We start from the raw sequence: 25,550 nt of genomic DNA on the forward strand, positions 1-25,550 counted from the left end.
ACTCGTATTACCTGCGGCCCGGCTCAGGCCTCCGCCGCGGGGTCCTCCTCGTCCAGGTACTCCTCGTACTCGTCCGGATCCTCCGGTACGAACCCCGGCAGCCACTCCTCCAGCTCATCGCGCAGCCGCACCGTCGCGCCCAACTGGCACAGCACGCCGATTGTGCTCAATGTCACCCGGTGTATCAGGAGATACGCCGGGGGCAGGTTGAGCTGCTTGCCCAGCTGGTGGGCGGGGGAGCGGGGGTCGGCGATACGGGCCGCCTGGCTGCGCATCCAGCCGCGGCTGAAGGTGAACGCGTCGACCTGCGCCGGCTCGATGATCGGCACGAGGTAGTCGAGGACGGCGTCGGGGTCCAGCTCTATCGAGTCCTTGACGAAGCCCTCTGTGCGCAGCAGCTCGTAGACCCCCTCGGCGTCGCCGTCGAGCGTCATGCGCAGGGAGTCACCGATGGGCGTCGGCAGACCACCGGGAAGGCGGTCCACCGTGCCGAAGTCCAGGACACCCAGCCGCCAGTCGCCCTTGCCGTCCGGATCGGCGGGCAGCAGACGGAAGTTGCCCGGATGCGGATCCGCGTGGAGGAGACCCGTGCGGGCCGGGCCGGAGAACAGGAAGCGGGCCAGGAGCTGGCCTGCCCGGTCACGCTGCTCCTGGGTGCCGTCGGCGATCACTTCCGACAGCGGGATCCCGTCGATCCACTCCGTGACCAGGACCTGGTCGCACTGGTGGACCACGGCGGGCACCACGACATCCGGGTCGCCCTCGAACTCCTCCGCGTGCGCCTGCTGGGCCTGCGCCTCCAGGCCGTAGTCCAGCTCCTCGGAGACCCGGTCGCGCAGCTCCGCGATGAGGGGCTTGATGTCCATCCCGGGGATGAGGGGGCCCAACAGGCGGGCGAATCGGCTCAGTTGGGTCAGGTCGGAGAGGAGGGCCTCGCCGGCGCCCGGGTACTGCACCTTGACCGCGACCTCGCGGCCGTCGTGCCACACCGCCCGGTGCACCTGGCCGATCGACGCGGCCGCCGCGGGCTTGTCCTCGAACTCCAGGAACAGCTCCCGCCAGTCCTCGCCGAGCCGCTCCACCAGCACACCGTGCACGGTGCGTGTCGGCATCGGCGGCGCCGCCTCCTGGAGCTTGGTCAGCGCGGCACGGTAGGGGCCGGCGACCTCCTCGGGCAGCGCCGACTCGAAGACGGACAGCGCCTGCCCGAACTTCATCGCACCGCCCTTGAGCTCGCCGAGCACCTTGAACAGCTGCTCCGCCGTGCGCTGTTGCAGCTCGCGGCCGACGATCTCCGCGGACTCGCCCACGATCCGTTTCCCGAGCCCCCACGTCGCTCTCCCGGCGAAGCCGAGCGGGAGCGCGGCGAGCTTGGCGGTGCGGGTGACCGCCTTGCGGGGAAGATCAGACATGCGCCCTCCAAGTCCCGGCCGGCCGGGCCGAGTCTGCCTTACGGCGCACATCCCTCGACGGCCGGTCCCCTGCCATTGTCGCGTGTCGATCCTCGTCCGTAGAGGTGTGTCCCTCCTTACCTTTCTTCGTACCCTTCTCCGCGGCCCCGCACGGGCAGGCGGAATGCGCCCAGACCGGTCGCGCGTGCCAGTCCAGTCCGGGCAGCGAGACCTCCCACCGAGCGCCCGCGCTCGACGGCGACCGCCCGTCCAGGAAGGCCAGCGCGTGCGCGGCCGCCAGCCCGGCGACGGTCGTGGCCAGCGTCAGGTCGCACGGCCGCACCTGCGGCTGTTTACCGGAGCGCCACTGCGCGACCAGACGCGGCCAGGTCGGATCGCGGTCGGTGCGCGCGTGGTGCAGGCAGCCCGCGCAGGACGTCTCGCCGGGCAGGACCAGTGGGCCCACGACACCTGTGCCCTCCACCACACCGGCGTACAGATGAGGGGTCCCCGAGACGATCAGGCCGGTGGCGGCGGCCGGGTCGGGCGCGTGCACGGCGACGTCGTCGCGCGGGGCGAGGATCACCAGGGAGAAGCCCGGGTCGCTCTCCTCCGCCGTGGCCCGCGAGGTCCGGCGGGGCGGGCGGTCCGGTGCCGCCCGGCGTACCGCGCGGCGCGCCGCCTCGTCCCGGCGCTCACCGACCGCCTCCGCGGGCAGCCCGCCCGGAGCGACGTCCCAGGGCTCGGTGTGACCGCCGTCGCGCACGTCGACCTCGCCGATCCCCGCGCCCGACAGCAGCGCGGCGAGCACGGCGCCCACCCGGCCCGCGCCTCTCACCTGCACCCGCAGTTCGCGACGCGCCGCCAGACGGCTCATCGACTCGCCCGGCTCGCCGGTGATCAGGGAGAGCGACGCGAGGTCCGGGCGCAGCCGGTCGAGGACGTCCTTCTTCGCACGGAGGGCATCGGCGGCGGGCCCGCCACCCCTCGCGTCGTCGAGCAGTCCCGCGTGCGTCAGCCTCTCCACCAGCTGGTCCACCTGGCCCTCGGGCAGATCCATCCGGTGTCCCTCCTCGCGCAGGAGAGGCAGTCCGCGCGTGCCGTTGAGCAGGTCCAGGAAACCGCCCGTCGCCGTGTCCATCGGGCCCAACGTCATGGCGTGCGCCGGTGTCATCCCGAACTGCACGGTGTGGAGATCGCGCCAGCCGCGCCGCAGCGCGGGCTTCACCATCGGATGCATGACAGGCCCCCGTAGCCCTAGGAAGTACGTCCCGTGTGCCGGCGGAACCGGTCGGTGCTCCGCCTGCGATGCCAGCCTGCCCGGCCCGGGCGTCGGGTGCAGAAAGTTGTCCACAGGCTGTGGGATTCGTCGTACAAATCAAACGCTTGGTGGCGGATCGATACCGAAACCGCCCCGGAGTCGGGACTTCCCGCGTGTGCAGAGGGTAACGTCGTGCCGTGCCCGCCGACCCACTGCACAGCGCCGGAAAACCACAGCGCAGTACGACGAGCCAGCCGCCAAGCGGCTCGGGGGCGAGCGCGATCGAGGTCCGCAGGAGTGCGCGTCGGCGCAGAACTGTCTCCGCGTACCGCGAGGGCGATCGCACCGTCGTGCTCATCCCCGCCCGCATGTCCGAGGCGGAGGAGAAGCGCTGGGTCACCGTCATGCTCGACAAGCTGGCCGCCCAGGAAAGCAAACGCGTGCTGGGTGACGCCGAGCTGTCGGAGCGCGCCGAGCGACTGTCGGCCCAGTACTTCGACGGCCGCGCCCGGCCCACCTCCGTGCGCTGGGTGACCAACCAGAACACACGCTGGGGCTCCTGCACGCCCTCCGAGGGCAGCATCCGCCTGTCCCACCGGCTACAGGGCATGCCCGAGTACGTCGTCGACTACGTGCTGCTGCACGAGCTGGCGCATCTCCTGGTGCCCGGACACGGGCCGCGGTTCTGGCGGCTCCTGGAGGCGTATCCGCGCACGGAGCGGGCCAAGGGCTACCTCGAAGGCGTGGTCGCGGCCGAGCGGCTGCCCCATCCGCCGGGCGCCCGCGACGAGTGAGGCCCTCTTGTGGGGGATTGTGTACCGGGTCTGTACCGACTTCCTCCGGTGTCGGTGATTGCCGTTAGCCTGGCGCGACTCACTTGCATCGGGATGGGGGACGGTCGTTACGCATGGCCAGGGAATTCCAACGCGGCCACAAGGCCAAGATCAGTGACCTCACCGCGGGCACGGATCTGTACGTAGGTGTGCAGATCACCGGCCCCGGACTGACGTTCGACATCAGCTGCTTCGGCCTCGACGCCGAGGAGCGGCTCTCGGACGACCGGTACTTCGTCTTCTTCAACCAGCCGAAGTCCCCCGAGGAGTCCATCCAGCTCCTGGGTGCCCAGGCGGGCGACTCGGAGTCCTTCCGGGTCACGCTCGACAAGATCCCGCCGCAGATCCACAAGCTGGCGTTCACGGCGACCCTCGACGGCGCCGGGCAGATGTCGCAGATCGCCCCCGGGTACGTCAGGATCGTCGCGGGCGGCGAGGAGGTGGCCCGCTACTCGTTCAACGGTTCGGAGTTCACCACCGAGCGGGCCGTGATGCTGGGTGACTTCTACCTGAAGGACGTCTGGCGGTTCGCGGCCGTCGGCCAGGGCTTCGACGGTGGCCTGGAAGCGCTGCTGAAGAACTTCGGCGGCGAGGTCGCCGAGGAGGAGACGCCCGAGCCGCAGCAGGCGCAGCCCGCGCCACCGCAGTCCGGTGCCGCCCCCGGCTTCGCCCCGCCCGCGTTCGGCGCCCCCGCGGCCCCGGCACCCCAGGGGTACACACCCCCACCGGCGCCCGCGCCCTCCGTGCACGCAGCGCCGACCATCATCGCGCCCTTGACCCCGCCCGGGGCCGGCACCGTGCCGCCCCCGGGTCCCGTGCCCGCGCCCTACGGCCAGCCGCAGGCGCCGTACGGACAGCAGGCCCCCGGCCAGAGCCCGCCTCCGCCGCCCGGCTACGCGCAGCCCCAGGCCCCGCACGCGCCGGGCCCGCCGCCCGGCTACGGCCAGCCGACTCCGCCCCCTGGCTACGGCCAGCCGCCCGCGCCTCCCGGCTACGGGCAGCAACAGCCTCCCTTCGGGCAGGTGCCGCCCCAGGCCGCCGGCTACGGAGTGCCCCAGGGATCTCCCCAGGGCGCCGGTGTGTCGGCCGCGCTGGAGAAGTTCAAGGAGACGCCCACCGGACAGCGCTGGACGCAGCAGAACAAGAAGCTGATCCGCGTCGACCTCGGCATCGGCGGCCAGCCCGTGCTCGCCCGCCAGGGCAGCATGGTGCTCTACCAGGGCAAGGTCGACTTCGGCTACAAGGGCGCCGGATTCGCCGGGCGACTCGTGGGCAACGCGACCGGCCAGGAGATGCAGCTGATGCGCTGCACGGGCCAGGGCCAGGTGTTCCTCGCAGAGAACTCGACCAACCTGCACCCCGTCGAGCTCCAGGGGGACGCGATCTGCGTCTCCGCCGAGAACGTCCTCGCCTTCGACGAGAGCCTCCAGTACGAGGTCAGACGCATCGAGGGACACGGCATCCCCGGGGGCGCGCTGTTCACGATGCAGTTCCAGGGGACCGGCACCGTCGTCGTGAAGACCCACGGCGAGCCCGTCGTCCTGCCGGTCACGCCGACCACGTTCGCCGACTGCAACGCGGTCGTCGCCTGGTCCGCCGCCGCCCAGGTGATCGTCTCCAGCCAGGTCCGGATGCGCCGCAACGCCTATCCGGGCGACACCGGGGAGAGCGTCAACCTGCAGTTCCGGGCCGCCCCCGGAAACTTCATCGTCGTCCAGCCGTACGAGGTCTGAGGGAGCCCGTCATGAACCAGCCGCTCGCGGGCTACGCCCCCGCACCCGTCTCCGCCCGCATGGAGAACCACGGCAACAACATGCTGAAGGTCGCCATGCAGACCGGAAGCGACCTCTTCGCGCGCGTGGGCTCGATGATCGCCTACGAGGGCTTCATCCAGTACGAGCCCAACCCGCCGGCCGTGCGCCAGATCGCGCGCGACTGGATGACCGGCGAGGGCGCGCCCCTGATGAAGTGCTCCGGCGACGGACTGCTCTACCTCGCCGACTACGGCGCGGACGTCGTCGTGATCAACCTCAACGGCGACGGGATCTCCGTCAACGCCACCAACCTGCTCGCCTTCGACGCCCACCTCACCTGGGGCGTGGAGCGGGTCAAGGGGCTGGCGAAGTTCGCCGGACAGGGCCTGTGGAACACCAAGATCACCGGCCAGGGCTGGGTCGCGCTGACCTCCCGCGGCAAGCCGATCGTCGTCGACTGCGGCGGCGGCGAGGACGAGACGTACGTCGACCCGGACGCGCTCGTCGCCTGGTCCCCGAACCTCAAGGTGAAGGGCAAGCGCAGCTTCAAGGCGCAGTCGCTGATCGGCCGCGGCAGCGGCGAGGCCTACCAGATGGCCTTCTCCGGGACGGGCATCGTCGTCGTCCAGCCCAGCGAGGACAGCACCGACCGTCTCCGGTTCCGGGGCTGAGGGGGGAACACGACACCATGCAGAGCCCGCTTTTCGCGTTCAACGACTCGCAGTCCCAGGACCGCTACAGCCTGCAGAACAAGCAGATGCTGCGCATCGTCCTGGAGGGTCACGACGACATCCTCGCCCGCAAGGGCACCATGGTCGCCTACCAGGGGCTCGTCGAGTTCGACGCCGAGTACCAGAACACCCAGCAGGCCTACGCGCGTGCGGCGACCGGCGAGGGCCTCAGCCTGATGCGCTGCCACGGGCAGGGCACGGTCTTCCTCGCCAACCTCGCCCAGCACGTCCACGTAGTGGATGTGGAACAGGACGGCCTGACCGTCGACAGCAGCTACGTCCTCGCGATGGACTCCTCGCTGCACCACGAGGTCATCGCCGTGGACAGCCAGTACGGCATCTCCGGCTCCGGGAAGTACCAGCTCAACATCACCGGCCGCGGCAAGGTCGCCCTGATGACCTCGGGCGCGCCGCTGATGATGCAGGTCACGCCCGACAAGTACGTCAACTGCGACGCCGACGCGATCGTCGCCTGGTCCACCGGTCTGCGCGTCCAGATGCAGGCTCAGACACACTCCTCCGGGGTGTGGCGGCGCCGCGGCAACACCGGTGAGGGCTGGGAGCTGAGCTTCATGGGCAGCGGCTACGCGCTCGTCCAGCCCAGCGAACTCCTGCCGCCGCAGAACGCCGCGATCGGCCAGGGCGTGGCCGCCCAGTTCGGCATGGGCCAGCACGGCGCACACGCCCAGAACCAGGGCAACGCCTGGAGCTGACCGTCCGGAAAACCGACGTAAGGGGCGCCCGCAACTGCGGGCGCCCCTTACACGTTCAGCTCTTGCCACACCCCGCCCGCTCAGAGCCTGGCGCGCGTCGCCTCCAGCAGCCGCAGGACCGACTCGTCCGCGACGGCCGGTACCTCGTCGTAGGGGAACCAGCGCAGGTCGAGGGACTCGTCGCTGATCTCCTGGACGGCGCCGGGGGGTGCCAGCACCGCGTACTGGACGTCGTAGTGGCAGTGGCACGGCGGGGGGATCGGGTGCCGGTCCAGGCGGACCGGGCCGCCCGGGAGCAGGGTCAGTCCGGTGATGCCGGACTCCTCCGTGGCCTCACGCAGCGCCGCCACCTCCAGGCAGGCGTCCTCCGGCTCGCAGTGGCCGCCCATCTGGAGCCACATCCGCAGCTTCTTGTGCAGGGTCAGCAGCACGCGACCCTGCTCCGGGTCGATCACCAGGGCGCTCGCCGTCACATGCCCGGCGTGGCAGGACTTCCACATGCCGTCCGGGTGGGCGGCCAGGTGGTCCAGGTAGGCCTGGCACAGCTCCGTCTGGTCCTCGTAGCTCTTGAGTACGAGGACCGCGTCGTCGTACAGGCTCACTCGGTGTCGTCGTCCTTGGAGTCCTCGTCCTTCTTCAGGTTCGGCTTCTCCGCGGTGCCGCTCGCCGCCTCGCCGAGCATCTTGTCCAGCTCGGAGAAGTCCATCTGCTCACGGTGCACGAAGCCGTCCGGGTCGTCCAGGTCGGAGGCCGTCGGCAGCATGTCCGGGTGGGCCCACAGGCCGTCCCGGCCGTCGACACCGCGCGCGTCCGTGAGCGAGGCCCACAGGCGGGAGGCGTCGCGCAGCCGGCGCGGGCGCAGCTCAAGGCCGATCAGCGTGGCGAACGTCTGCTCGGCGGGACCGCCCGTCGCGCGACGGCGCCGCAGGGTCTCGCGGAGCGCGTCGGCGGACGTCAGACGCGGCTTCGCGGCCGCGTGGACCACCGCGTCGACCCAGCCCTCGACGAGCGCCAGAGCCGTCTCCAGACGGGCCAGGGCGGCCTTCTGCTCCGGGGTGTCCTCCGGCTGGAACATGCCCTGCTGGAGCGCGTCCTGCAGCTGCTCCGGATTCGCCGGGTCGAACTGGCCGACCACGTCCTCCAGCTTCGCGGTGTCGACCTTGATCCCGCGCGCGTACCCGTCGACCGCGCCGTACAGGTGCGAGCGCAGCCACGGCACGTGCGCGAACAGGCGCTGGTGGGCCGCCTCGCGCAGGGCGAGGTAGAGCCGCACCTCCTCCTGCGGGACGCCCAGGTCCTTGCCGAACGCCTGGATGTTCAGCGGCAGCAGCGCGGCCTTGCCGACCGGGCCGAGCGGCAGGCCGATGTCGGTCGAGCCGACGACCTCGCCCGCGAGGACGCCCACGGCCTGCCCGATCTGCGTGCCGAACATGGCGCCGCCCATCGAGCGCATCATGCCGATCAGCGGGCCGGCCATGGCCTGCATCTCTTCCGGCAGGACGTCACCCATGGCCGCGCCGACGCGCTCGGCGACCGGGTCCACGAGCTCCTTCCAGGCGGGCAGGGTCGCCTCGACCCACTCCGCGCGGGACCACGCCACGGCGGTGCCGGCGCCGGACGGCAGCGAGGTCGCGTCGTCCAGCCACAGGTCGGCGAGCCGCACGGCCTCCTCGACCGCGCTGCGGTCGGCGGGCCCGATGCTCGCGTCCTTGACGCCGTCCTGCGTGCCCTGGGAGACCGTCTGGCGGGCGATCTGCTTGGCCATGTCCCAGTTCACCGGGCCGCCCTCGTACGAGAGCATCTGGCCCAGCTGCTGGAACGCGGCGCCCAGGTCATTGGGGTTCAGCGAGCCGAACATGGCTGCGAGCGGATTGTCCGCGCCCGGGCCGCCAAAGCCCCCGGCACCTGGCAGGCCGCCAAAACCGAACGGGTTGGCCGGTCCCTGACCACCACCGCTCTCCTGGTCCTTCTTCTTGCCCTCGTCGCCGTCGTCCGGCTCCTCCGGCGGAAGGCCGAATCCGAATGGGGTGTCACTCACGGGATTCCTCGGCTGTTAAGGCCGCCGGTTCTCTCCGACGGCGCGACTGCCCTTCAACACCACCCAGCGTAGACACCGCGGGCCGATCGAGCCTCGGTGCTTCGCCGAGACCCGGCCTGCGGCAGGATGGATGCCACCTGGTCCGGACGCGTCACGCGCATCCGTACTGAAGACAACCGCTGGAGACGCCCGGTGAGTTCCCCAGATCCGCAGGTTCGCGCAGCGCGAAACCACTCAACCAGTCCCGCCGTGCGCGGGCCCGTCGTCGCGGTCACCGGCGCCGCGTCCGGGGTCGGGGCGCTGCTGACCGAGCGGCTCGCTGCCTCCGAGGAGATCAAGCAGGTCATCGCCATCGACGAGCGGCGCGGCGAGTGTGCCGCGGCGCAGTGGCACATCCTCGACGTACGGGATCCGGCCATCGCGGAGAAGCTGCGCGGCGCGGACGTCGTCGTCCATCTGGCGCTCGATCTCGATCTGGAGACCGACCCGGCCGCCCGTTCGGCGTACAACGTGCGGGGGACGCAGACCGTGCTGACCGCCGCCGCGGCCGCCGGTGTCCACCGGGTCGTGCTGTGCACCTCGGCGATGGTCTACGGAGCGCTGCCCGACAACGAACTGCCGCTTTCGGAGGACGCCGAACTGCGCGCCACCGCCGAGGCCACCGGCGTCGGCGACCTCCTGGAGGTCGAGCGCCTCGCACGGCGCGCGCCCCGGGCGCATCCCGGGCTCAACGTCACCGTCGTCCGCCCCGGAGTGCTCGTCGGCGGCACCGACACCGCGCTGACCAGGTACTTCGAGTCGCCCCGGCTGCTGGTGGTGGCCGGGTCGCGGCCCGCCTGGCAGTTCTGCCATGTCGAGGATCTGTGCAGCGCCCTGGAGTACGCCGTCCTGGAGAAGGTCGAGGGCGAGCTGGCCGTCGGCTGCGACGGATGGCTGGAGCAGGAGGAGGTCGAGGAGCTCAGCGGCATCCGCCGCATGGAACTGCCCTCCGCGGTCGCGCTCGGCGCTGCGGCCCGCCTGCACCGGATCGGGCTCACCCCGTCCCCGGCCGGCGACCTCGCCTACACGATGTACCCCTGGGTGGTGAGCGGGAGCCGGCTGCACGACGCGGGCTGGCGGCCGCAGTGGACCAACGAGGAAGTGCTCGCGGAGCTGCTGGAGGAGGTCTCCGGGCGGCACACGGTCGTCGGACGACGGCTCGGCCGCAAGGACGCGACGGCGGCGGGCGCAGCAGGCGCGACGGTCGCACTGCTGGGCGCGGCGGCGGTCGTACGACGGGCGCGGAAGGCGCGGCGGCGGATCTGACGGGCGGGCACATCCGGGACACGCCGGCCTCGCCCCGTAAACGTGCCCCTTCTGGGACACCCGACCCCGCTCCCGTAAATCGCGCCCCTGTAGAAGGCTCCAAGTCCCCCCACGCGCGTGCCTGGTGAAAGTGCTATTCCTCGCTGTCCGCGAGGTGCGGCACGATGGAGGCATGGCACCCACGATCGACCATCCCGGTGAGCAGGCCGCGCAGGATCCCATCAAGCTGATCGGGATCCGGGAGACGCCGCTCTCCGTGGACGAGGTCTTCCGGGCCGTGGGGGACGACGCGGCCGGTGGGATGGCCCTCTTCGTAGGGACCGTGCGCAATCACGACGGCGGCGCCGACGTCGACGAGCTGGGGTACTCGTGCCACCCCAGTGCCGAGGACGAGATGCGGCGCGTCGCCGAGAAGGTCGTCGCGGAGTATCCCGTGCGGGCGCTGGCCGCCGTCCACCGTGTGGGGGATCTCGGCATCGGCGACCTGGCGGTCGTCGTCGGCGTGTCGTGTCCGCACCGGGGTGAGGCCTTCGAGGCCTGCCGGAAGCTGATCGACGATCTCAAGCACGAGGTGCCGATCTGGAAGCACCAGAAGTTCTCGGACGGCACCGAGGAGTGGGTCGGCGCCTGTTGACGCACGATCACGCACTTCTCGTCCGCCCTCCGGTTGCGTAACCGCCCCCCGGGCACGAGCGTTGTCAGTGGGGCTGGCTAATCTGCTGATCAGTCAGTTGAGGTCACTCATCCGGGGTTGGGAGGTCGGCATGGCGGCACTCGCCTGGTTGTTGATTCCGTTGGCGGCTGCGATAGGTGCCGGCGTGTGGGGCAGTTGGGCGAACCGGACCCGCAGGATGCGGAGCGACGGCCCGGAACTGGACGGCTATGCCCGGTTCCGCGAGGCCATGGAGAAGTCCCACTCCGGCACATGATCGGAAGGCGGCCCTGACGGTGCGCCGACAGACGCGTCCCGTACTGTCGTGCCATGCCACGCCGCACCGCGACGATGCTCGCCTCCACCCTGATGCTGATCGCGCTCCTGTGCGCGGGAGTCCTCATCAACGTCCCGTACGCGGAGATGTCGCCGGGCCCGACGGTGAACACGCTCGGGGACCACGACGGCGAGCCGGTACTGCAGATCAACGGGCGCAAGACCTACCCGACGACCGGTCACCTGAACATGACGACGGTCCGCGTCACCAGCGCCGACTACAACATGAACCTCATCGAGGCCGTGTACGGCTGGCTCGCCCACGACGACAAGATCGTCCCGCACGACACGCTGTACCCGGACGGCAAGACGGAGCAGCAGTCGACCCAGGAGAACGCCGAGGAGTTCAGCCAGTCCCAGGAGAGCGCCAAGGTCGCCGCCCTGGAGCAGCTGGGTGTCCCGGTGAAGTCCTGGGTGATCGTCTCGACGGTCGTCAAGGGCACCCCGGCCGAGGGCAAGCTGCACGCCGGTGACGTCATCAAGGCCGTCGACGGTACGACGGTGAAGCAGCCCGACGATGTCGCGAAGCTGGTCACCAAGCACAAGCCCGGCGAGAACGTCGTGTTCACGATCGTGCCCGCCAAGGAGCAGGCCGCCGCCGTGAAGGCGAACAAGACGGCGACCGCGACGAAGAACATCACGATCACCACCGCGACCTCCGACGACAGCGGCACCAAGCGCGCCATCGTCGGTATCTCCGCCGGAACCGATCACACGTTCCCGTTCACCATCGACATCAAGCTCGCCGACGTCGGCGGCCCCAGCGCCGGCCTGATGTTCGCGCTCGGCATCTACGACAAGCTCACCCCGGGCGACCTCACCGGCGGCAAGTTCGTCGCGGGCACCGGCACGATCGACGACACCGGCAAGGTCGGCCCGATCGGCGGCATCTCGATGAAGACGGTCGGCGCGCGCAGCAAGGGCGCCCAGTACTTCCTGACCCCCGCCGACAACTGCGCGGAGGCCGCGAAGGACACCCCCGGCGGTCTCAGGCTCGTCAAGGTCAACACCATCAAGGACGCGATCAGCTCCCTGAAGCTGATCAAGAGCGGCAAGACCGACGACCTGCCGAAGTGCAGCACCAAGGGCTGACAAGCCTCTTCTTAAGAAGACCTCGCTACGACTCCGGGGGCGCCCTCAAGCAGAGGGCGCCCCCGGAGTCGTAGAAGAGGAAGCGGAGTCGTAGCGGACGGCCGTCAGTCCTCGAAGGTCGCCGACAGGGCCTCCGCGAGGCCGGGGACCAGGGCGCCGCCTGTGAGGACCTCCGTGGGGGAGTCCTTCTCGCGCAGGCGCAGGGCCGAGTCGCGGGTGCCGTCGCGCAGGACCGCGACCGTCATGCGGACCTCCTGGCGGTCGGCGTGCTGGGCGACCCACTGGGTGAGCTTCTTCTCGCTCAGGCCCTCCGGGACGGAGGCCTCGGCGGACGGCGGCAGCATCAGGCGCTCGACCGTGAGCGCGCAGCCGACCACCGCGTCGGGCCAGGCGATCGTGCCGAGGAACTCGTCCAGCGGCTTTCCGGCCGGAATCTCCTCCTGCTCGATCGGGGTGAGACCAGTGGTCTCGGGCTCGTCCCGCAGGCCGAGTTGGGCCGCGAGGCCGGGTTCCTGGGCCCGCAGCCGCGCGGTGTCTACCAGGGCGAAAAGGCGAGCGGGCTGGTCCCAGCCGAGCCCGGACGCGTACTCGTCGATCTCCAGTACGGCCCGGGTGAGGGGGTTCGCTGCCATGGGAGTGTTGGACATGGTCACAATCCTGCCTCGTTCATGGCCGGAATCGGGAACCGAGTAAACGGTGAGTAAGTTGCATAGGTGTGGGCCCGCGATCACGCGGGGCTACGGAGGGTCCGCGAAACCGGGGACCTGACGCAACGACAGCGACCAACAGCGAACTTCGAGGTGCGCACCTTGGCTTTCCAGATGCCGGACCGCGGCGGAGGCCCGACAGGGCCGCGGATCAGAGTGGGCCGCCCGTCCCGGCGCGTCCGGACTTTGCTCATGACACTGGGCGTCCTTGCCGTACTCGGCATGGCGTTCACGATGTTCGCGGGCTTCTGGACGGACTGGCTCTGGTACCGGTCGGTGCATTACTCGTCCGTGTTCACCACCACCCTCTCGACGAAGATCGGGCTCTTCTTCGTCTTCGGCCTGCTGATGGCGGCGGCGGTGGGCGTGAACATCTGGCTGGCGCACCGCCTGCGCCCGCCGCTCAGCGCGATGTCGATGGAGCAGCAGAGCCTCGACCGCTACCGCATGGGCATCGCGCCGTACAAGAAGTGGCTGCTTCTGGCGATCACCGCCCTGGTGGGGCTGATCGCGGGGGCGTCCGCGTCCAGTCAGTGGCGGGTCTGGCTGATGTGGGTCAACGGCGTGCCCTTCCACCAGAAGGACCCGCAGTTCCACCTCGACGTGTCCTTCTACGCGTTCGACCTGCCCTGGTACCGCTTCCTGCTCGGCTTCGGCTTCGCCGCCGCGATCCTCTCGCTGCTGGCCGCCGCGCTGACGCACTACCTGTACGGCGGCCTGCGCATCACCAGCCCGGGCGCGCGCGCCACGGCCGCGGCCACCGGACACCTGTCCGTGCTGCTCGGCATCTTCGTCGCGCTCAAGGCGGTGGCCTACTGGCTCGACCGGTACGGACTCGCCGTGAAGTCCAGCGACTTCAAGGCGACCGGCGACTGGACGGGCCTCAGATACGTCGACGCGAACGCGTATCTGCCGGCCAAGACGATCCTCTTCTGCATCGCCGTCATCTGCGCGCTGCTGTTCTTCGCCACCCTGTGGCGGCGCACCTGGCAGCTGCCCGTCATCGGCTTCGGCCTGATGGTGCTCTCCGCGATCCTCATCGGCGGCCTGTACCCGGCGATCGTCCAGAAGTTCACGGTCCAGCCGAACGAGCAGGCCAAGGAAGCCCCGTACGTCCAGAAGAACCTCAAGGCGACGCGCGAGGCCTACGGCATCGACGACACCAAGGTCACGGAGTACTCGGGGACGAGCACCACCAAGGACAAGACCAAGCTGCGCGCGGACGTCGACTCCACGGCGAGCATCCGGATCGTGGACCCGAACGTCGTGTCGCCCACGTTCCAGCAGCTCCAGCAGATCAGGAACTACTACGCGTTCCCGACCAACCTGGATGTCGACCGCTACAGCGAGGACGGCAAGGACCAGGACACGGTCATCGGTCTGCGTGAGCTGAACCTCAACGGCATTCCGAAGAACAACTGGATCAACGACCACTTCCGCTACACGCACGGCTACGGAGTGGTCGCCGCCAAGGGCACCGAGGTCGACTCCGAGGGCCGCCCGGTCTTCACCGAGTCCGATCTGCCGTCCACGGGTGAACTCGGCAAGTACGAGCAGCAGATCTACTACGGCGAGAAGACCACCACGTACTCGATCGTCGGCGGTCCCCAGAAGGAGATCGACTACTCCGACGACAGCGGTGAGAAGACCACCAGCTACACGGGCAAGAGCGGGGTCAACCTCTCCAACCCGCTCAACCGGGCCGCGTACGCGGTGGCGTTCAACGAGCCGCAGATCCTCTACTCCGGTGCGATCGGCGAGGGTTCTCGGATCCTGTACAACCGCACGCCCAAGGACCGCGTCGAGGCGGTGGCGCCCTGGCTGACCATCGACGGCGACGCCTACCCGGCGGTCGTGGACGGCCGTATCCAGTGGATCGTCGACGCGTACACGACCAGCAACGGATACCCGTACGCCTCGCGTACGACCCTGGGTGACACCACGGCCGACTCGCTGACCGCGACCAACAACAACCGCACGGTGGTGGCCCAGCAGAACCAGGTCAACTACATCCGCAACTCGGTGAAGGCGACCGTCGACGCGTACACCGGTGCCGTCAAGCTCTACCAGTGGGACACCAAGGACCCGGTCCTGAAGACCTGGATGAAGGCGTTCCCGAACACGGTCGAGCCCAAGAAGGACATCTCGTCCTCGCTGATGGCCCATCTCCGGTACCCGCAGGACCTGTTCAAGGTCCAGCGCGAACTCCTCACCCGCTACCACGTGACGGACGCGCAGACGTTCCTCAGCGGCAGCGAGGTGTGGCAGGTCCCGAACGACCCGACGAACCAGTCCAACAGTGCGGTGCCGCCGTACTACTTGAGCATGAAGATGCCGGACCAGTCCGCGCAGGCCTTCTCGTTGACGACGACGTTCACACCGAACGGCAGAGACAACCTCAGCGCCTTCATGGCCGTCGACTCCGAGGCGGGCACTCCGGACTACGGCAAGATCAGAATCCTGAAGCTGCCGACCAGTACGACCGTCGGCGGACCTAAACAGGTGCAGAGCGCCTTCAACTCCCAACAGGACATCGCCGAATCCATCAAGCTGCTCAAGGGCGGCGACTCCGACATCGAGTACGGCAACCTGCTGACGGTGCCGCTCGACGGGGGACTGCTGTACGTGGAGCCCGTCTACGTACGCGGTGGTGGACTCAAGTACCCGCTCCTGCGCAAGGTGTTGGTGGCCTACGGCAACAAGACCGCCTTCGAGGACACCCTGGACGAGGGGTTGAACAAGGTCTTCGGCGCGGAGAGCACCACGACCCCGCCACCGGACACCACCACTCCACCGACGTCCAGCAATCCCACGGTCCAGGCCGCGTTGACCGACGCCCAGAAGGCCTTCGACGCCGGGCAGCAGGCGTTGAAGAAGGGCGACTGGGAGGCGTACGGGCAGGCGCAGAAGGATCTCCAGTCCGCGCTGCAACGGGCCGAGGACGCGCAGGCCGCGGCCGACAAGAGCAAGACCGGCAGCGGCAGTAGCGGCAAGAGCACCAGTAGTCCGAGTCCCAGTAAGAGTCCCAGTCCGAGCAGCAGTCCCAGTAGCGGATAGGGAAAAACCCCACCTCACGCCGTGGTACGGTTGCAACACAACGGCGCGGGGTGGAGCAGCTCGGTAGCTCGCTGGGCTCATAACCCAGAGGTCGCAGGTTCAAATCCTGTCCCCGCTACTGATCGCGAAGGCCCGGATCCTCTAAGGATCCGGGCCTTCGCGCTGTGCGAACGCATGTGCCGACGAGGGTGACGGCCGTGCCGCCGGGGGGACTTGGCGAAACCGTGTTTGTGTTGTCTCTCTGTGGGCATGTCGACAAAACGCTGTAGAGACCTCACTGGCTGCGGTATACCAGGTGTACCCAGGTTGCAGGTGGTGCGACGATGGACGTTATGGGGGACAAGGCAACTCTGTTGGATACAGGGCGTTTTGTGCAGCCTTCCGATCGGGACGAGTCCGGTGACGGGGAGGCTGTCGACGAGGCACGCACACGGCTCGCCGCACAGGCCGGCGACGTCGAGGCGACGAGTGTCCTCGGAGCGATGCTGCTGCGCCGCGGTGATCTCGACGGAGCCGAGCCCCTGCTGCGTGCCGCCACCGCCGAGGGCGACCGGGCCGCGGCCAACAACCTCGGCGTCCTCCTGCACCAGCGCGGATACACCGACGACGCCGCCGGCTGGTGGCGGATCGCGGCCGTAGCGGGGTCCGCGGCCGCCGCGCACGCGCTCGGCCGGTACCACCGCGAGCGCGGCGACGAGCCCGCCGCCGAGTACTGGCTGCGCCAGTCCGCCGAACAGGGTCACGCACTGGGCGCGTACGCGCTCGCCGATCTGCTGGAGCACCGCGGGGACGCCGCTGCCGAGCGGTGGATGCGGTCCGCCGCCGAGCGCGGGCACCGCGAGGCCGCGTACCGGCTGGCGCGGGCGCTCGATCGGCAGATGCCGCACGAGGACGAGCGTGAGTACGGGGACGAGCGTGAGTACGGAGACGGGCGTGGGGCTGGGAACGGGCGTGGGGCTGGGGGCGACAACGGTGTCGCATCGGCCCCAGGAGCCTCTGGTGCCCCAGGGTCCCCGGGCGACGAGGCCGAGCAGTGGTACCGGCAGGCCGCCGCGCGGGGGCATCAGCGGGCCGCGCTGCAGCTCGGGGCGATCCTGGAGAAGCGGGGCGAGCTCAAGGAGGCCGGGCGTTGGTATCTGACGTCCGCCAAGGACGGGGAGGCGCGGGCCGCCTGCGCGCTCGGGTTCCTGCTGCGCGACGCCGGCGACACCGAGAGCGCCGCCGTGTGGTGGCTCCGGGCCGCCCAGGACGGCGACGGCAACGCGGCCAACGCGCTGGGCGCGCTGCACGCCGAGCGCGGTGAGACACAGACCGCCGAGCGGTGGTACCGGGCCGCGATGGACGCCGGGGACGTGAACGGCGCGTACAACCTCGGACTCCTCTGCGCCGAGCAGGCGCGCACCGCGCAGGCCGAGCAGTGGTACCGACGGGCTGCCTACGCCGGGCACCGGGAGGCCGCCAACGCGCTGGCCGTGCTGCTGCTCCAGGGCGGCGACGCGACCGGGGCCGAGCCGTGGTTCTCCAAGGCCGCCGAGGCCGGGAGCGTGGACGCGGCGTTCAACCTCGGGATTCTCTTCGCCGGGCGGGGCGACGAAGGCGTCGCGCTGCCCTGGTACGAGCGGGCCGCTGCCGCCGGGCACACCGAAGCGGCGTTGCAGGTCGGGATCGCCCGGCTTCGGGACGGGGACGAGCGGGAGGCCGAGCGGCATCTGCGGTGCGCGGCCGGCGGGGGGAGTGCGGAGGCCGCCTATCGGTTGGCCTCGGTGCTCGATGCTCGGCGACCGCCCGCGCCCGCGCACGAGCTGGGTGAGCAGGTGCACGAGAAGACCGAGTGCGAGGAGTGGTACGAGCGGGCGGCTTCGCAGGGGCATCGGCGGGCGCAGGTTCGGGTCGGGATGCTGGCCGCCGCGCGGGGCGATGTCGTCGAGGCGGCTCGGTGGTACCGGGAGGCTGCCGAGGCCGGGTCTCGTAACGGGGCGTTCAATCTCGGGCTGCTGCTGGCTCGGGAGGGCAGTGAGCCTGAGGCCGCTGTCTGGTGGGCTCGGGCCGCGGATGCGGGGCATGGGCGGGCCGCGTTGCGGCTGGCTCTGGTGTACGCGCGTCGGGGGGAGCTGGCCGAGGGGCAGCGGTGGGCTGATCGGGCGGTGACGCTGGGGCCCCGGGAGGTTTCCGAGCGGGCGGCTCGGTTGCGGGATGCGTTGCGGCAGGAGCTGACGGCGTAGGTTTTCGCCCCCGCCGCCCCTACCCGTCCCATCACTGGGGGCTGCCGCCCCCAGACCCCCACTTCGGCCTGGACGGCCTCGTCCTCAAACGCCGGACGGGCTGAGTCGAGCTGACCTGGGTTGATAAACGATTTGCTTCTGTCCGGTCGTCTGACGTAGCGTTGCAATCACAACGGCGCGGGGTGGAGCAGCTCGGTAGCTCGCTGGGCTCATAACCCAGAGGTCGCAGGTTCAAATCCTGTCCCCGCTACTAAAGGCCGAGGGCCGGAATCCAGAAATGGGTTCCGGCCCTCGGTGTTTCTACGGCTGGTGGCCCACCGCCTCCTCGTACAGGGAACGGTTCACCGTTCTGGATTCCGGGAGTGCCGGGCCCTTCGATACGCCCGCCGCCTTGTACGCCGACTGCAGTCGGGTCGTCGTGCCCGCGCGGATCTCCCAGTCCATGGTCAGTGACGGGGTCGACTTGAGGACCGCCTCGTCCGTCTTCAGGAGTTTCGCCAGGTAGGCGACGAAGGACGGGTCCGCCTTGTAGTCGCCGGCGAAGTACGTGTTCACCGTGCGGATGTAGGCGCGGAGGAGGGCCACGCCGGCGTCCACGTCGTCGCTCAGGAGGCTGGGGCCGTACAGCATGCCTCCCAGGGGCTCGCCCGGCGGCTGGCCGCCCAGGAAGGCGTACCGGGGGTTGTCGTCGACCTTGCGCCAGACCGGGTCCAGGAGCCAGGCAGAGTCGACGCCGCCGTTCTGGAGGGCGGTGAGGACGTCGGCCGAGCCGAGTTGCTGGTACTGGATCTTGTCGAGGCCGCCGCCGTGGGTCGCCAGGGCCTTTTCCATGGGGTACGCGATCACCGAACCCTTGCCGATCATCGTGCCCATCCTGCGGCCCGCCATCCTGACGTCGGCCGCCGCCTCGCCCTTCTTCAGCTTCACCCAGAGGCCGCTCTTCGACTTGGGGTCGGGGGAGAAGTTGCCGGCCACCCACTTGATGTCGAAGCCGCCCTTGACGCCGTTCATGACGGCCGCCTCCGGGGCCGCCCACATCGCGTCTATGTCTCCCTTGGCCAGGAGTGGCAGCGCGTCGGGAGTCGGGAGGACCTTGAGGGTGACGTCCAGGCCCTCCTTCTTGAACTCGCCTTTGTCGACGGCTACTTCGAGCGGGGCTACGTACTCGGCGCTCAGCGTTCCCGTCGCGATCGTCAACTTCCGCGTCTTGGGGAGGGGTTGGGGGGAGGGGGCGAGGGGTTCGCAGCGGGCCGGGACGCGGGTGGGGGAGAGGTCCGCCGGGTCCGTCCAGGAGGACTTGCCGCAGCCGTCCACCGCTGTGACCGTGCGGTGGCCGGCGGCGGTTGTGCCTGAAGTCCCGCTGTCCCCCGCGTACTTGGAGGAGCAGCCCGCCGACGCGAGCAGGGCCGCCACGACAACCGCCGTACCGTACGCACGTCTTCTCATGACTGGCCCCGTCCTCGGTCCCTGGGTGCCCAAGGTGTGAGCAACCGGCCTGCTATACGCACCAGTTCGGAGAAGACGACGCCCAGGACCGCCACGCACACGATGCCCACGAACATCACGTCGTTCTCGAACAGCGCGCGGGAGTCGAAGATCAGGTGGCCCAGGCCGTTCGTCGCCGCGATCTGTTCCGAGGCGACGATGACCAGGACCGCCACGCCGGCCGCTATCCGTGCGCCCACCAGGACCGACGGGAGGGAGGCCGGGAGGAGGACGTGGCGGAACATCTGCCAGGGCGTGGCGCCGAAGACCTGGCCCGCGTCCCGGTGGCCGGCGGGGATCGCCACCACCGCCGACATCGTCGAGATCCAGACGAAGAAGAACACCGTGGTTGCGACCAGGGCTATTTGTGGGCCTTCTCCCAGGCCGAACATGTTCAGGAAGATGGGCAGCAGGGCCAGTTTCGGTACGACGTACAGGGCGTCCAGCAGTGGTTCCAGGGCGGCCCGGACCAGGGACAGGGAGCCCATCAGCAGGCCCAGGGCGTAGCCGGTCGCCGTGCCGATCGCGTAGCCGCCGAGGACGCGCTTGGTGGTGGCCCAGACGTCCGGCCACAGGTCGCCCGCCGCGGCTCGGGACCAGCCGTCGGAGAGGATCGTGGAGGGGGACGGGTAGACGCGGGGGTCTATCCAGCCCTGGGCGGCGGCCAGTTGCCACCAGAGGATCAGGGCCAGGGGGACCGCTGCGGCGAGGGTGAGTTCCAGGGCGCGTCGACGGCGGTGGGTGCGCAGGGGGTTGAGTTCGTGGGGGCCGGGGCGGCGGACCAGAACCGACTCCTGGCGGTCGGGGGCGACGGTGGTCATGCCGGTACCGCCTCCTTCCGCAGCAGCTCCCACAACTCGCTTTTCAGGGCGGTGAATTCGGGGGTGTCGCGGATGTCGCCGGTACGCGGGCGCGGGAACGGCGGGCGGTGTTCGGCGATGATCCGGCCCGGGCGGGCGGACATCACCAGGACCCGGTCACCCAGGACCAGCGCCTCCTCCAGGCTGTGCGTGATGAAGAGGGTGGTGGTGCGCAACGACTGCGTGAGATCGAGGAGTTCGTCCTGGAGGATCGTGCGGAGTTGCGCGTCCAGGGCCGCGAACGGCTCGTCCATCAGCAGGAGTTCGGGTTCTACGGCGAGTGCGCGGGCGATGGCGACGCGCTGGCGCATGCCGCCCGAGAGGGTCGCCGGGTAGGCGTGCGCGAAGTCGGCGAGGCCCAGGCGGGTCAGCCACTCGGTGGCGCGGGCGTTCGCCTCGCGGCGCGGGACGCGCTGGATGTCCAGGCCGAAGCGGACGTTCGCCCTGACCGACTTCCAGTCGTAGATGCCGTAGTCCTGGAAGATCATGGCTGCCGGGCGGGGGCTCGATGTGCGGATCTCCAGGGTGCCCGTGGTGGGGCGCAGCAGGCCCGCGGCTATGCGGAGGAGGGTGGACTTGCCGCAACCCGACGGGCCCACCAGGCAGACGAACTCGCCCGGGGCGACGGTGAGTTCGAGGGGGCCGAGGGCGTCCACCTGGTGCGGGGGGCGGCCGAAGGTGCGGGTCAGTTGGGTGGCGTGGAGTTTTGGGTGCGGGTCTCCCACAGTTGCTCCTTGCGGAGGGCGGTGCGTCTGTCGGTACGGGTGGGGGGTGCCGCACGACGATATGACGGTCCGTCAGATTCGGGAAGCCCGTACGCAGCACAAAGCCCCGGCGTCCGTGTCGCACGGATACCGGGGCCTGCGAAGGGAGTTGCTACGCGCTCGCGCAGTTCGGGCACAGCCCGCGGTACGTCACTTCGACGTCCGAGACCGTGAAGCCGAAGCGCTCCGAGTCGGGGAGGTCGGCGAGGGGGTTGCCGCCCGGGTGGACGTCGCGGATCTGGCCGCACTGGGCGCAGACCAGGTGGTGGTGCGGGCGGTGCGCGTTCGGGTCGTAGCGCTTGGCCCGCTTGTCGGTGGAGACTTCGAGGACCTCGCCGAGCGAGACCAGCTCGCCCAGCGTGTTGTAGACCGTCGCCCGGGAGATCTCGGGGAGCTTGGTCACGGCGCGGGAGTGGACCTCGTCGGCGGTCATGTGGACGTGGTCGCCGTCGAGCACTTCGGCCACGACGCGCCGCTGTGCGGTCATCCGCCATCCGCGTCCGCGCAGCCGCTCCAGAAGGTCACTCATGCGGGCCAGCTTAACAGCAGGGTGACCAGTTCCCGAATAGGTGTGACTTTGGAGGGGGGCTGGACTTGGACTGAGTCCAAGCCGAATTCCGGCTCTGGATCCGGTTCCGGTTCCGGTTCTGGCTCCGGCCCCGGTTCCGACTCTGGCTAGGCCCCGCCCGCCGTCAGGCCGGCACCTGCTGTCGTGCCGGTGCCCAGCAGCGGATGATGTCGCGGACCGAGACGATGCCGGCGGGCTCGGCGCGGTCGAGGACGATGAGGTGGCGGAAGCCGCCGTGGGCCATCGCGCTGGCCGCGTCCTCCAGGGTCCAGGCCGGGGTGGCGAAGACGACGTCGGTGGTGGTGTGGGCGTGGGCGCGCTCGGTGTCCGGGTTCTGGCCCCGGCCGAGGGAGTTGAGGATGTCGCGTTCGGTGAGGATGCCGATGCCGCCGGCGTCCGGGTCGAGAACCACGGCCGCGCCGACGTGGCGGGAGGCCATCAGGGCGGCTGCCTGGCGGAGGGTGTGGGCGGGGCCGATGGTGAGGACCACCGTGCTCATGGCGTCGCGGACCAGCGTGGACTGTGGAGTGGATCGCGGTGTGGGTTGCGGGGTTGGATGCAGCATGGGATGAGGCCACCTCCTAGTGGAATCCGCGTGGTTCACGGACCGCGGGTCCGCTAGTTACCGGATTCACAAATTCACAAGTGGGGGGACTCTCAGAGTTGCAGGTAAAGCACGGGTCAACAAGAGGGCGCGTGCGGCCGGTTGGGGGCGTGTGCGGGCGTCCCGTGGTGCTCAGTAGCGCTGGTATTGATCGTGATCGTTGGTGGGGTGCGGGATCACCCTCCACCCCGGCGACGAGCTGCGCGGTTGCGGCTGTCTTTGGTCGTTATTGGTGGTCGTTGGCCACGCTCGGACGGCCCACAGGCGGCCCGGCGAGGCCGCCGTGGCAATGCCCAGCTCGTCTCCGGACATCAGCTTGGGAAGCTGGGGGCATTTGGCGGCGGAGTGGGCGCTGACCTGGTCGGACGGATAGGGCGCGGCCTCGATGGGCCGGTCCGCTTTCACCGTGATTCCCCGATGTTCCCCGCTGGATCTGGTGCGCTTGTGGTGCGGTGTTTGCCCATAGCGGCGGCAGGCTGGGGGGTTTGACCGAGGTAGGCCGCGTGCTGCCGACGGCCGGTGTGAAGATCGCTCTTTCGGCTGTGAGGCTCCGCAAGTAGTGTCCAGGCTGTGTCTATCTGATCGGGGGGACATGTCGGGAGAGTTGTTCGCCTTGGCAGGTGTGCTCGTGGGCGCGGCTGCGTCGTACGTGGGCGGAGCGTTGACAGAGAGATCACGATGGCGACGCCAGCTCTCGACACGATGGGACGAGCGTCGTTTGGAGGCTTACCTTCGGTATGCCGATTCCATCAAGAGATTCACGTCGGTGGCTGGCCGCCTGGCAGCGGGCAAAGGGCTCTTTGACCTTCCCCAACCCTTGACGGGAGACGTTGGTTTGGAGCGCCTGGCCGACGCCGAGTTGGAGCGTGGGTACGCGTTCGAGGCTGTTCTTCTCATGGGGGACGCTGGGACCATTTCGGCGGCGCGGACGCTGCAACGCCACGCATGGGTGCTGGAGCAGTTCGTTCGTGACATGCGCTCGGGTACGGCAGAGGACTGGACGCGGGCGTTCAGGCAGTTCCAGGAGAAGCGCGACGAGTACTACATCGCTGCGCGTGAAAGCCTGGGTGTGCAGGCAGCGTTTCGGTTGCGCGCCGAAGATCCGGTCATCCTTGGACAGGATCCCAGGCAGATGTAACGCAACAGAGGCACAGGTGATCTGTCGACGGCGCACGCTTTTGTCGATGACAGGCATGATCCCCCAGCACGCTTTCCAACTGTGGTGGTGGGGGCTGAGGTGTCGTTCGGAGGCGTTCATCTGCGTTCATGGGCGGCTGCGTGCTGGAGTGGGGACGGCTCCGGGTCTGGCCTGAACGGCCGTGAACGGGGCTGAATGAGACGGAAACTGAGACGGGCGGCCGAACCGCCGACGCACCTTGCCCTCTCAGGAACATGATCACCTTAGAGGTGTTTCACCGCAGGAAATCACTGTTTGTCCTACACGGACTGACTCAGGGCACCACGATGTACGCACCATCGTGAGAGGGCACCCATGACTACCACCCTTGCCAAAGGCGGCAACGCTGTCTTGTCCGCAGCGGTCTGCCGCGTCACCCTTTCCTCCCTCACTACGGGCATCGACGTATCTGCTGTTCTGCTCGGGCAGGACGGCAAGGTGCGGAGTGATGACGATCTGGTCTTCTACAACCACTCCTCGCAGGACGGGATCGTACTGAACGGGCAGACGATCGCCGCGAATCTGGTTGCGGTCCCTGCGACAGTGGACCGTGTTGCAATCGTCGCCAGCATTGACCCTGAGCTGAGGGCTACTCACTTCGACGCGAGCAACACCCCTCATGCAGTCATCGAGTCTGGGAGCGCACGAATCACGTTTGCGCCGCCGCCGCTCACGCATCGGGAGACGGTGGTCATCCTCGTTGAGCTCTACCGACGGGCAGGCGTTTGGAAGGCAAGGGCAGTAGGCCAGGGGTGGGACACGGGACTGGCGGGTCTGGCCTCGGACTTCGGCATTGTTGTGGATGACCCCGGGCCGGCCATGGCGCAATCTCCGGCTGCGGCGACTTCCTCCGAGGCACGGCATACGACTGCTGCGCCGCCACGACCCGCCTACGCACCGAATGCCGCACCGGGGGGTGTACCAGTCCCGCTGACGACGACACCGACTCGCCCTCTCGTCCCGCTGGGCAAAGTTGCCCTCACCAAGGCCGGCCACGCGACTATTGACATGCGCAAGGACGACCCGAGTCTCGTCGTGACGGCCACACTCGAATGGAACGGCGGAAGCGCAGCCCGAAGACAAGCTGGCGCCGACCTCGACCTGTACGCCCTCTATGTCCCTGGAAGTCTTGTCACTCTGCCTGGAAAGCGCCCAAACAAGTCAGATCAGGTCGTCTACTACCGCCAGCTGGGATCGCCCTTCGCGCCGCCCTACATCGCCCTGGATGGCGACGCTCGGGCGCCGGGCCGCGAGACGATTACGATTCGTCGCCCCGACCTCCAGGGCTACGTCCTTCTCTGTGCCTACAGCGCGGTGGAAAACGGGGCCGGTTCGTTCAAGTCCTACGGTGCTCGGGCAGTCGTCACCGACGGGCGGGGTTCCACGGTGGCGGTGCCACTGTTCAACAACCGCAACTTGTCCTACTGGGTCGCCATCGCCTTGATCGACTTCACCGTTCCCGGCGGTGCCCAGATCCGGCACGTCGAGAAGTACAGCGGCAACCACGTCGAGGCCCGCCCCACCCTCTACTCGAACGGGAACTTCCGCATGAGCACCGGAAAGGTCGAATTCAAGTCGAGATAGTTGGCAGCAAGATCAGGTCCATCCTCAAGTGGCTGGAGCCTGCCGGGCCTCCGCATCCCGGAAGCTCTGAGCTTGGGAAGTTTGGGTTTCTTGACTGGCATCGCTGCGCTGACCTGCTGCGGAGTGGCATGGGAGCCTCGGTCGCATCCGGGCAAGCTCCCGCTGTTCCCCGCAGGATCTGGCACGCGAATGGCACGGCCGCTTCGCGTTGGAGCACTGCGGGCGGAAGTGGCTTGCAACGTCTGAGCCGCAGCCGACGACAGTCAGCCACGACGGTGGGTGCGTCGGCCGACCACGCGCGCGTGTGCCTCGCTGCACCCCCACCGTCCACAGCTGCGCTGCTGCGCCGTCGGTTGCGCAAGCTCCGACGACAGGCCCGTTTAAGTGGATGATCTCTGGAAACCGGCGCATTTTGG

At 69.3% G+C, this 25,550-nt stretch carries 22 protein-coding genes and 2 tRNA genes; 14 read left to right on the forward strand and 10 right to left on the reverse strand.

Annotated elements, in window-relative coordinates; genetic code table 11:
- Positions 1–23 precede the first annotated feature (23 nt).
- Positions 24–1,412, reverse strand: a complete 1,389-nt coding sequence (locus tag OG407_RS33685) for an ABC1 kinase family protein (protein ID WP_405863267.1) — start codon at positions 1,410–1,412, stop codon at positions 24–26.
- Entirely contained in the window at positions 1,405–2,631 is a 1,227-nt protein-coding gene (locus OG407_RS33690) for a TOMM precursor leader peptide-binding protein (RefSeq protein ID WP_405863268.1), read from the reverse strand. The genes OG407_RS33685 and OG407_RS33690 overlap by 8 nt, the downstream gene beginning before the upstream one ends.
- 218 nt (positions 2,632–2,849) lie before the next feature.
- Here OG407_RS33690 and OG407_RS33695 point away from each other — a divergent pair, with 218 nt between their 5' ends.
- From OG407_RS33695 to OG407_RS33710, 4 genes are all read left to right on the forward strand, one after another.
- Positions 2,850–3,446: a M48 family metallopeptidase gene (locus tag OG407_RS33695; RefSeq protein WP_328679205.1), complete on the forward strand. Its 597-nt coding sequence runs from the start codon at positions 2,850–2,852 to the stop codon at positions 3,444–3,446.
- 113 nt (positions 3,447–3,559) lie between these two features.
- On the forward strand, positions 3,560–5,218 hold the full coding sequence (locus tag OG407_RS33700; RefSeq protein ID WP_405863269.1) for a TerD family protein: 1,659 nt from the start codon (positions 3,560–3,562) through the stop codon (positions 5,216–5,218).
- An 11-nt stretch (positions 5,219–5,229) separates the two neighbouring features.
- Positions 5,230–5,910: an AIM24 family protein gene (locus tag OG407_RS33705; RefSeq protein WP_329349496.1), complete on the forward strand. Its 681-nt coding sequence runs from the start codon at positions 5,230–5,232 to the stop codon at positions 5,908–5,910.
- 17 nt (positions 5,911–5,927) lie between these two features.
- Positions 5,928–6,683: an AIM24 family protein gene (locus OG407_RS33710; protein WP_328679202.1), complete on the forward strand. Its 756-nt coding sequence runs from the start codon at positions 5,928–5,930 to the stop codon at positions 6,681–6,683.
- Between the two features lie 80 nt (positions 6,684–6,763).
- On the opposite strand, the gene OG407_RS33715 is transcribed toward OG407_RS33710, so the two are convergent.
- Together OG407_RS33715 and OG407_RS33720 are read right to left on the reverse strand one after the other, a co-directional pair.
- Entirely contained in the window at positions 6,764–7,285 is a 522-nt protein-coding gene (locus OG407_RS33715; RefSeq protein ID WP_405863270.1) for an NUDIX hydrolase, read from the reverse strand.
- The gene (locus OG407_RS33720; protein WP_328679200.1) at positions 7,282–8,721 is read right to left on the reverse strand and encodes a zinc-dependent metalloprotease; all 1,440 of its coding nucleotides are present in this window, start codon (positions 8,719–8,721) and stop codon (positions 7,282–7,284) included. The genes OG407_RS33715 and OG407_RS33720 overlap by 4 nt, the downstream gene beginning before the upstream one ends.
- 192 nt (positions 8,722–8,913) lie before the next feature.
- Here OG407_RS33720 and OG407_RS33725 point away from each other — a divergent pair, with 192 nt between their 5' ends.
- From OG407_RS33725 to OG407_RS33740, 4 genes are all read left to right on the forward strand, one after another.
- On the forward strand, positions 8,914–10,026 hold the full coding sequence (locus tag OG407_RS33725; RefSeq protein WP_033282043.1) for an SDR family oxidoreductase: 1,113 nt from the start codon (positions 8,914–8,916) through the stop codon (positions 10,024–10,026).
- 172 nt (positions 10,027–10,198) lie between these two features.
- Positions 10,199–10,660: a molybdenum cofactor biosynthesis protein MoaE gene (locus OG407_RS33730; RefSeq protein ID WP_405863271.1), complete on the forward strand. Its 462-nt coding sequence runs from the start codon at positions 10,199–10,201 to the stop codon at positions 10,658–10,660.
- A gap of 130 nt (positions 10,661–10,790) precedes the next feature.
- Positions 10,791–10,955 (forward strand): hypothetical protein, encoded by a 165-nt coding sequence (locus OG407_RS33735; RefSeq protein WP_365305160.1) that lies wholly within the window; start codon positions 10,791–10,793, stop codon positions 10,953–10,955.
- Between the two features lie 53 nt (positions 10,956–11,008).
- On the forward strand, positions 11,009–12,106 hold the full coding sequence (locus OG407_RS33740) for a PDZ domain-containing protein (RefSeq protein WP_405863272.1): 1,098 nt from the start codon (positions 11,009–11,011) through the stop codon (positions 12,104–12,106).
- Positions 12,107–12,210: 104 nt separating this feature from the next.
- On the opposite strand, the gene OG407_RS33745 is transcribed toward OG407_RS33740, so the two are convergent.
- The gene (locus tag OG407_RS33745) at positions 12,211–12,753 is read right to left on the reverse strand and encodes a PPA1309 family protein (RefSeq protein WP_403591122.1); all 543 of its coding nucleotides are present in this window, start codon (positions 12,751–12,753) and stop codon (positions 12,211–12,213) included.
- Positions 12,754–12,927: 174 nt separating this feature from the next.
- On the opposite strand from OG407_RS33745, the gene OG407_RS33750 reads away from it, so the two are divergent.
- From OG407_RS33750 to OG407_RS33765, 4 genes are all read left to right on the forward strand, one after another.
- Positions 12,928–15,870, forward strand: coding sequence for a UPF0182 family protein (locus OG407_RS33750; protein ID WP_405868760.1), 2,943 nt, complete (start codon positions 12,928–12,930; stop codon positions 15,868–15,870).
- A gap of 44 nt (positions 15,871–15,914) precedes the next feature.
- A tRNA-Met gene (locus OG407_RS33755) sits at positions 15,915–15,988 on the forward strand.
- A 205-nt stretch (positions 15,989–16,193) separates the two neighbouring features.
- Positions 16,194–18,092 carry a tetratricopeptide repeat protein gene (locus OG407_RS33760; protein ID WP_405863273.1) on the forward strand — a complete coding sequence of 633 codons (1,899 nt, stop codon included), beginning with the start codon at positions 16,194–16,196 and terminating at the stop codon, positions 18,090–18,092.
- A 176-nt stretch (positions 18,093–18,268) separates the two neighbouring features.
- Positions 18,269–18,342: transfer RNA gene (locus OG407_RS33765), tRNA-Met, on the forward strand.
- A gap of 50 nt (positions 18,343–18,392) precedes the next feature.
- Here the strand turns inward: OG407_RS33765 and OG407_RS33770 are convergent.
- The 5 genes from OG407_RS33770 to OG407_RS33790 form a co-directional block, all read right to left on the reverse strand.
- On the reverse strand, positions 18,393–19,538 hold the full coding sequence (locus OG407_RS33770) for an ABC transporter substrate-binding protein (RefSeq protein ID WP_405863274.1): 1,146 nt from the start codon (positions 19,536–19,538) through the stop codon (positions 18,393–18,395).
- On the reverse strand, positions 19,535–20,398 hold the full coding sequence (locus OG407_RS33775) for an ABC transporter permease (RefSeq protein ID WP_405863275.1): 864 nt from the start codon (positions 20,396–20,398) through the stop codon (positions 19,535–19,537). Before OG407_RS33775 ends, OG407_RS33770 begins: the two co-directional genes overlap by 4 nt.
- Positions 20,395–21,162 (reverse strand): ABC transporter ATP-binding protein, encoded by a 768-nt coding sequence (locus OG407_RS33780; protein WP_405863276.1) that lies wholly within the window; start codon positions 21,160–21,162, stop codon positions 20,395–20,397. The genes OG407_RS33775 and OG407_RS33780 overlap by 4 nt, the downstream gene beginning before the upstream one ends.
- A 151-nt stretch (positions 21,163–21,313) precedes the next feature.
- Positions 21,314–21,730 carry a Fur family transcriptional regulator gene (locus OG407_RS33785; protein ID WP_327401425.1) on the reverse strand — a complete coding sequence of 139 codons (417 nt, stop codon included), beginning with the start codon at positions 21,728–21,730 and terminating at the stop codon, positions 21,314–21,316.
- A 163-nt stretch (positions 21,731–21,893) separates the two neighbouring features.
- Positions 21,894–22,268: a CBS domain-containing protein gene (locus OG407_RS33790; protein WP_327401424.1), complete on the reverse strand. Its 375-nt coding sequence runs from the start codon at positions 22,266–22,268 to the stop codon at positions 21,894–21,896.
- An 871-nt stretch (positions 22,269–23,139) separates the two neighbouring features.
- Here OG407_RS33790 and OG407_RS33795 point away from each other — a divergent pair.
- Positions 23,140–23,511, forward strand: a complete 372-nt coding sequence (locus OG407_RS33795; protein WP_405863277.1) for a hypothetical protein — start codon at positions 23,140–23,142, stop codon at positions 23,509–23,511.
- Between the two features lie 354 nt (positions 23,512–23,865).
- The gene (locus tag OG407_RS33800) at positions 23,866–25,134 is read left to right on the forward strand and encodes a TerD family protein (RefSeq protein ID WP_405863278.1); all 1,269 of its coding nucleotides are present in this window, start codon (positions 23,866–23,868) and stop codon (positions 25,132–25,134) included.
- The last annotated feature ends 416 nt before the right edge of the window (positions 25,135–25,550 follow it).

Source organism: Streptomyces sp. NBC_01515 (assembly GCF_045040345.1).
Taxonomy (GTDB): domain Bacteria; phylum Actinomycetota; class Actinomycetes; order Streptomycetales; family Streptomycetaceae; genus Streptomyces.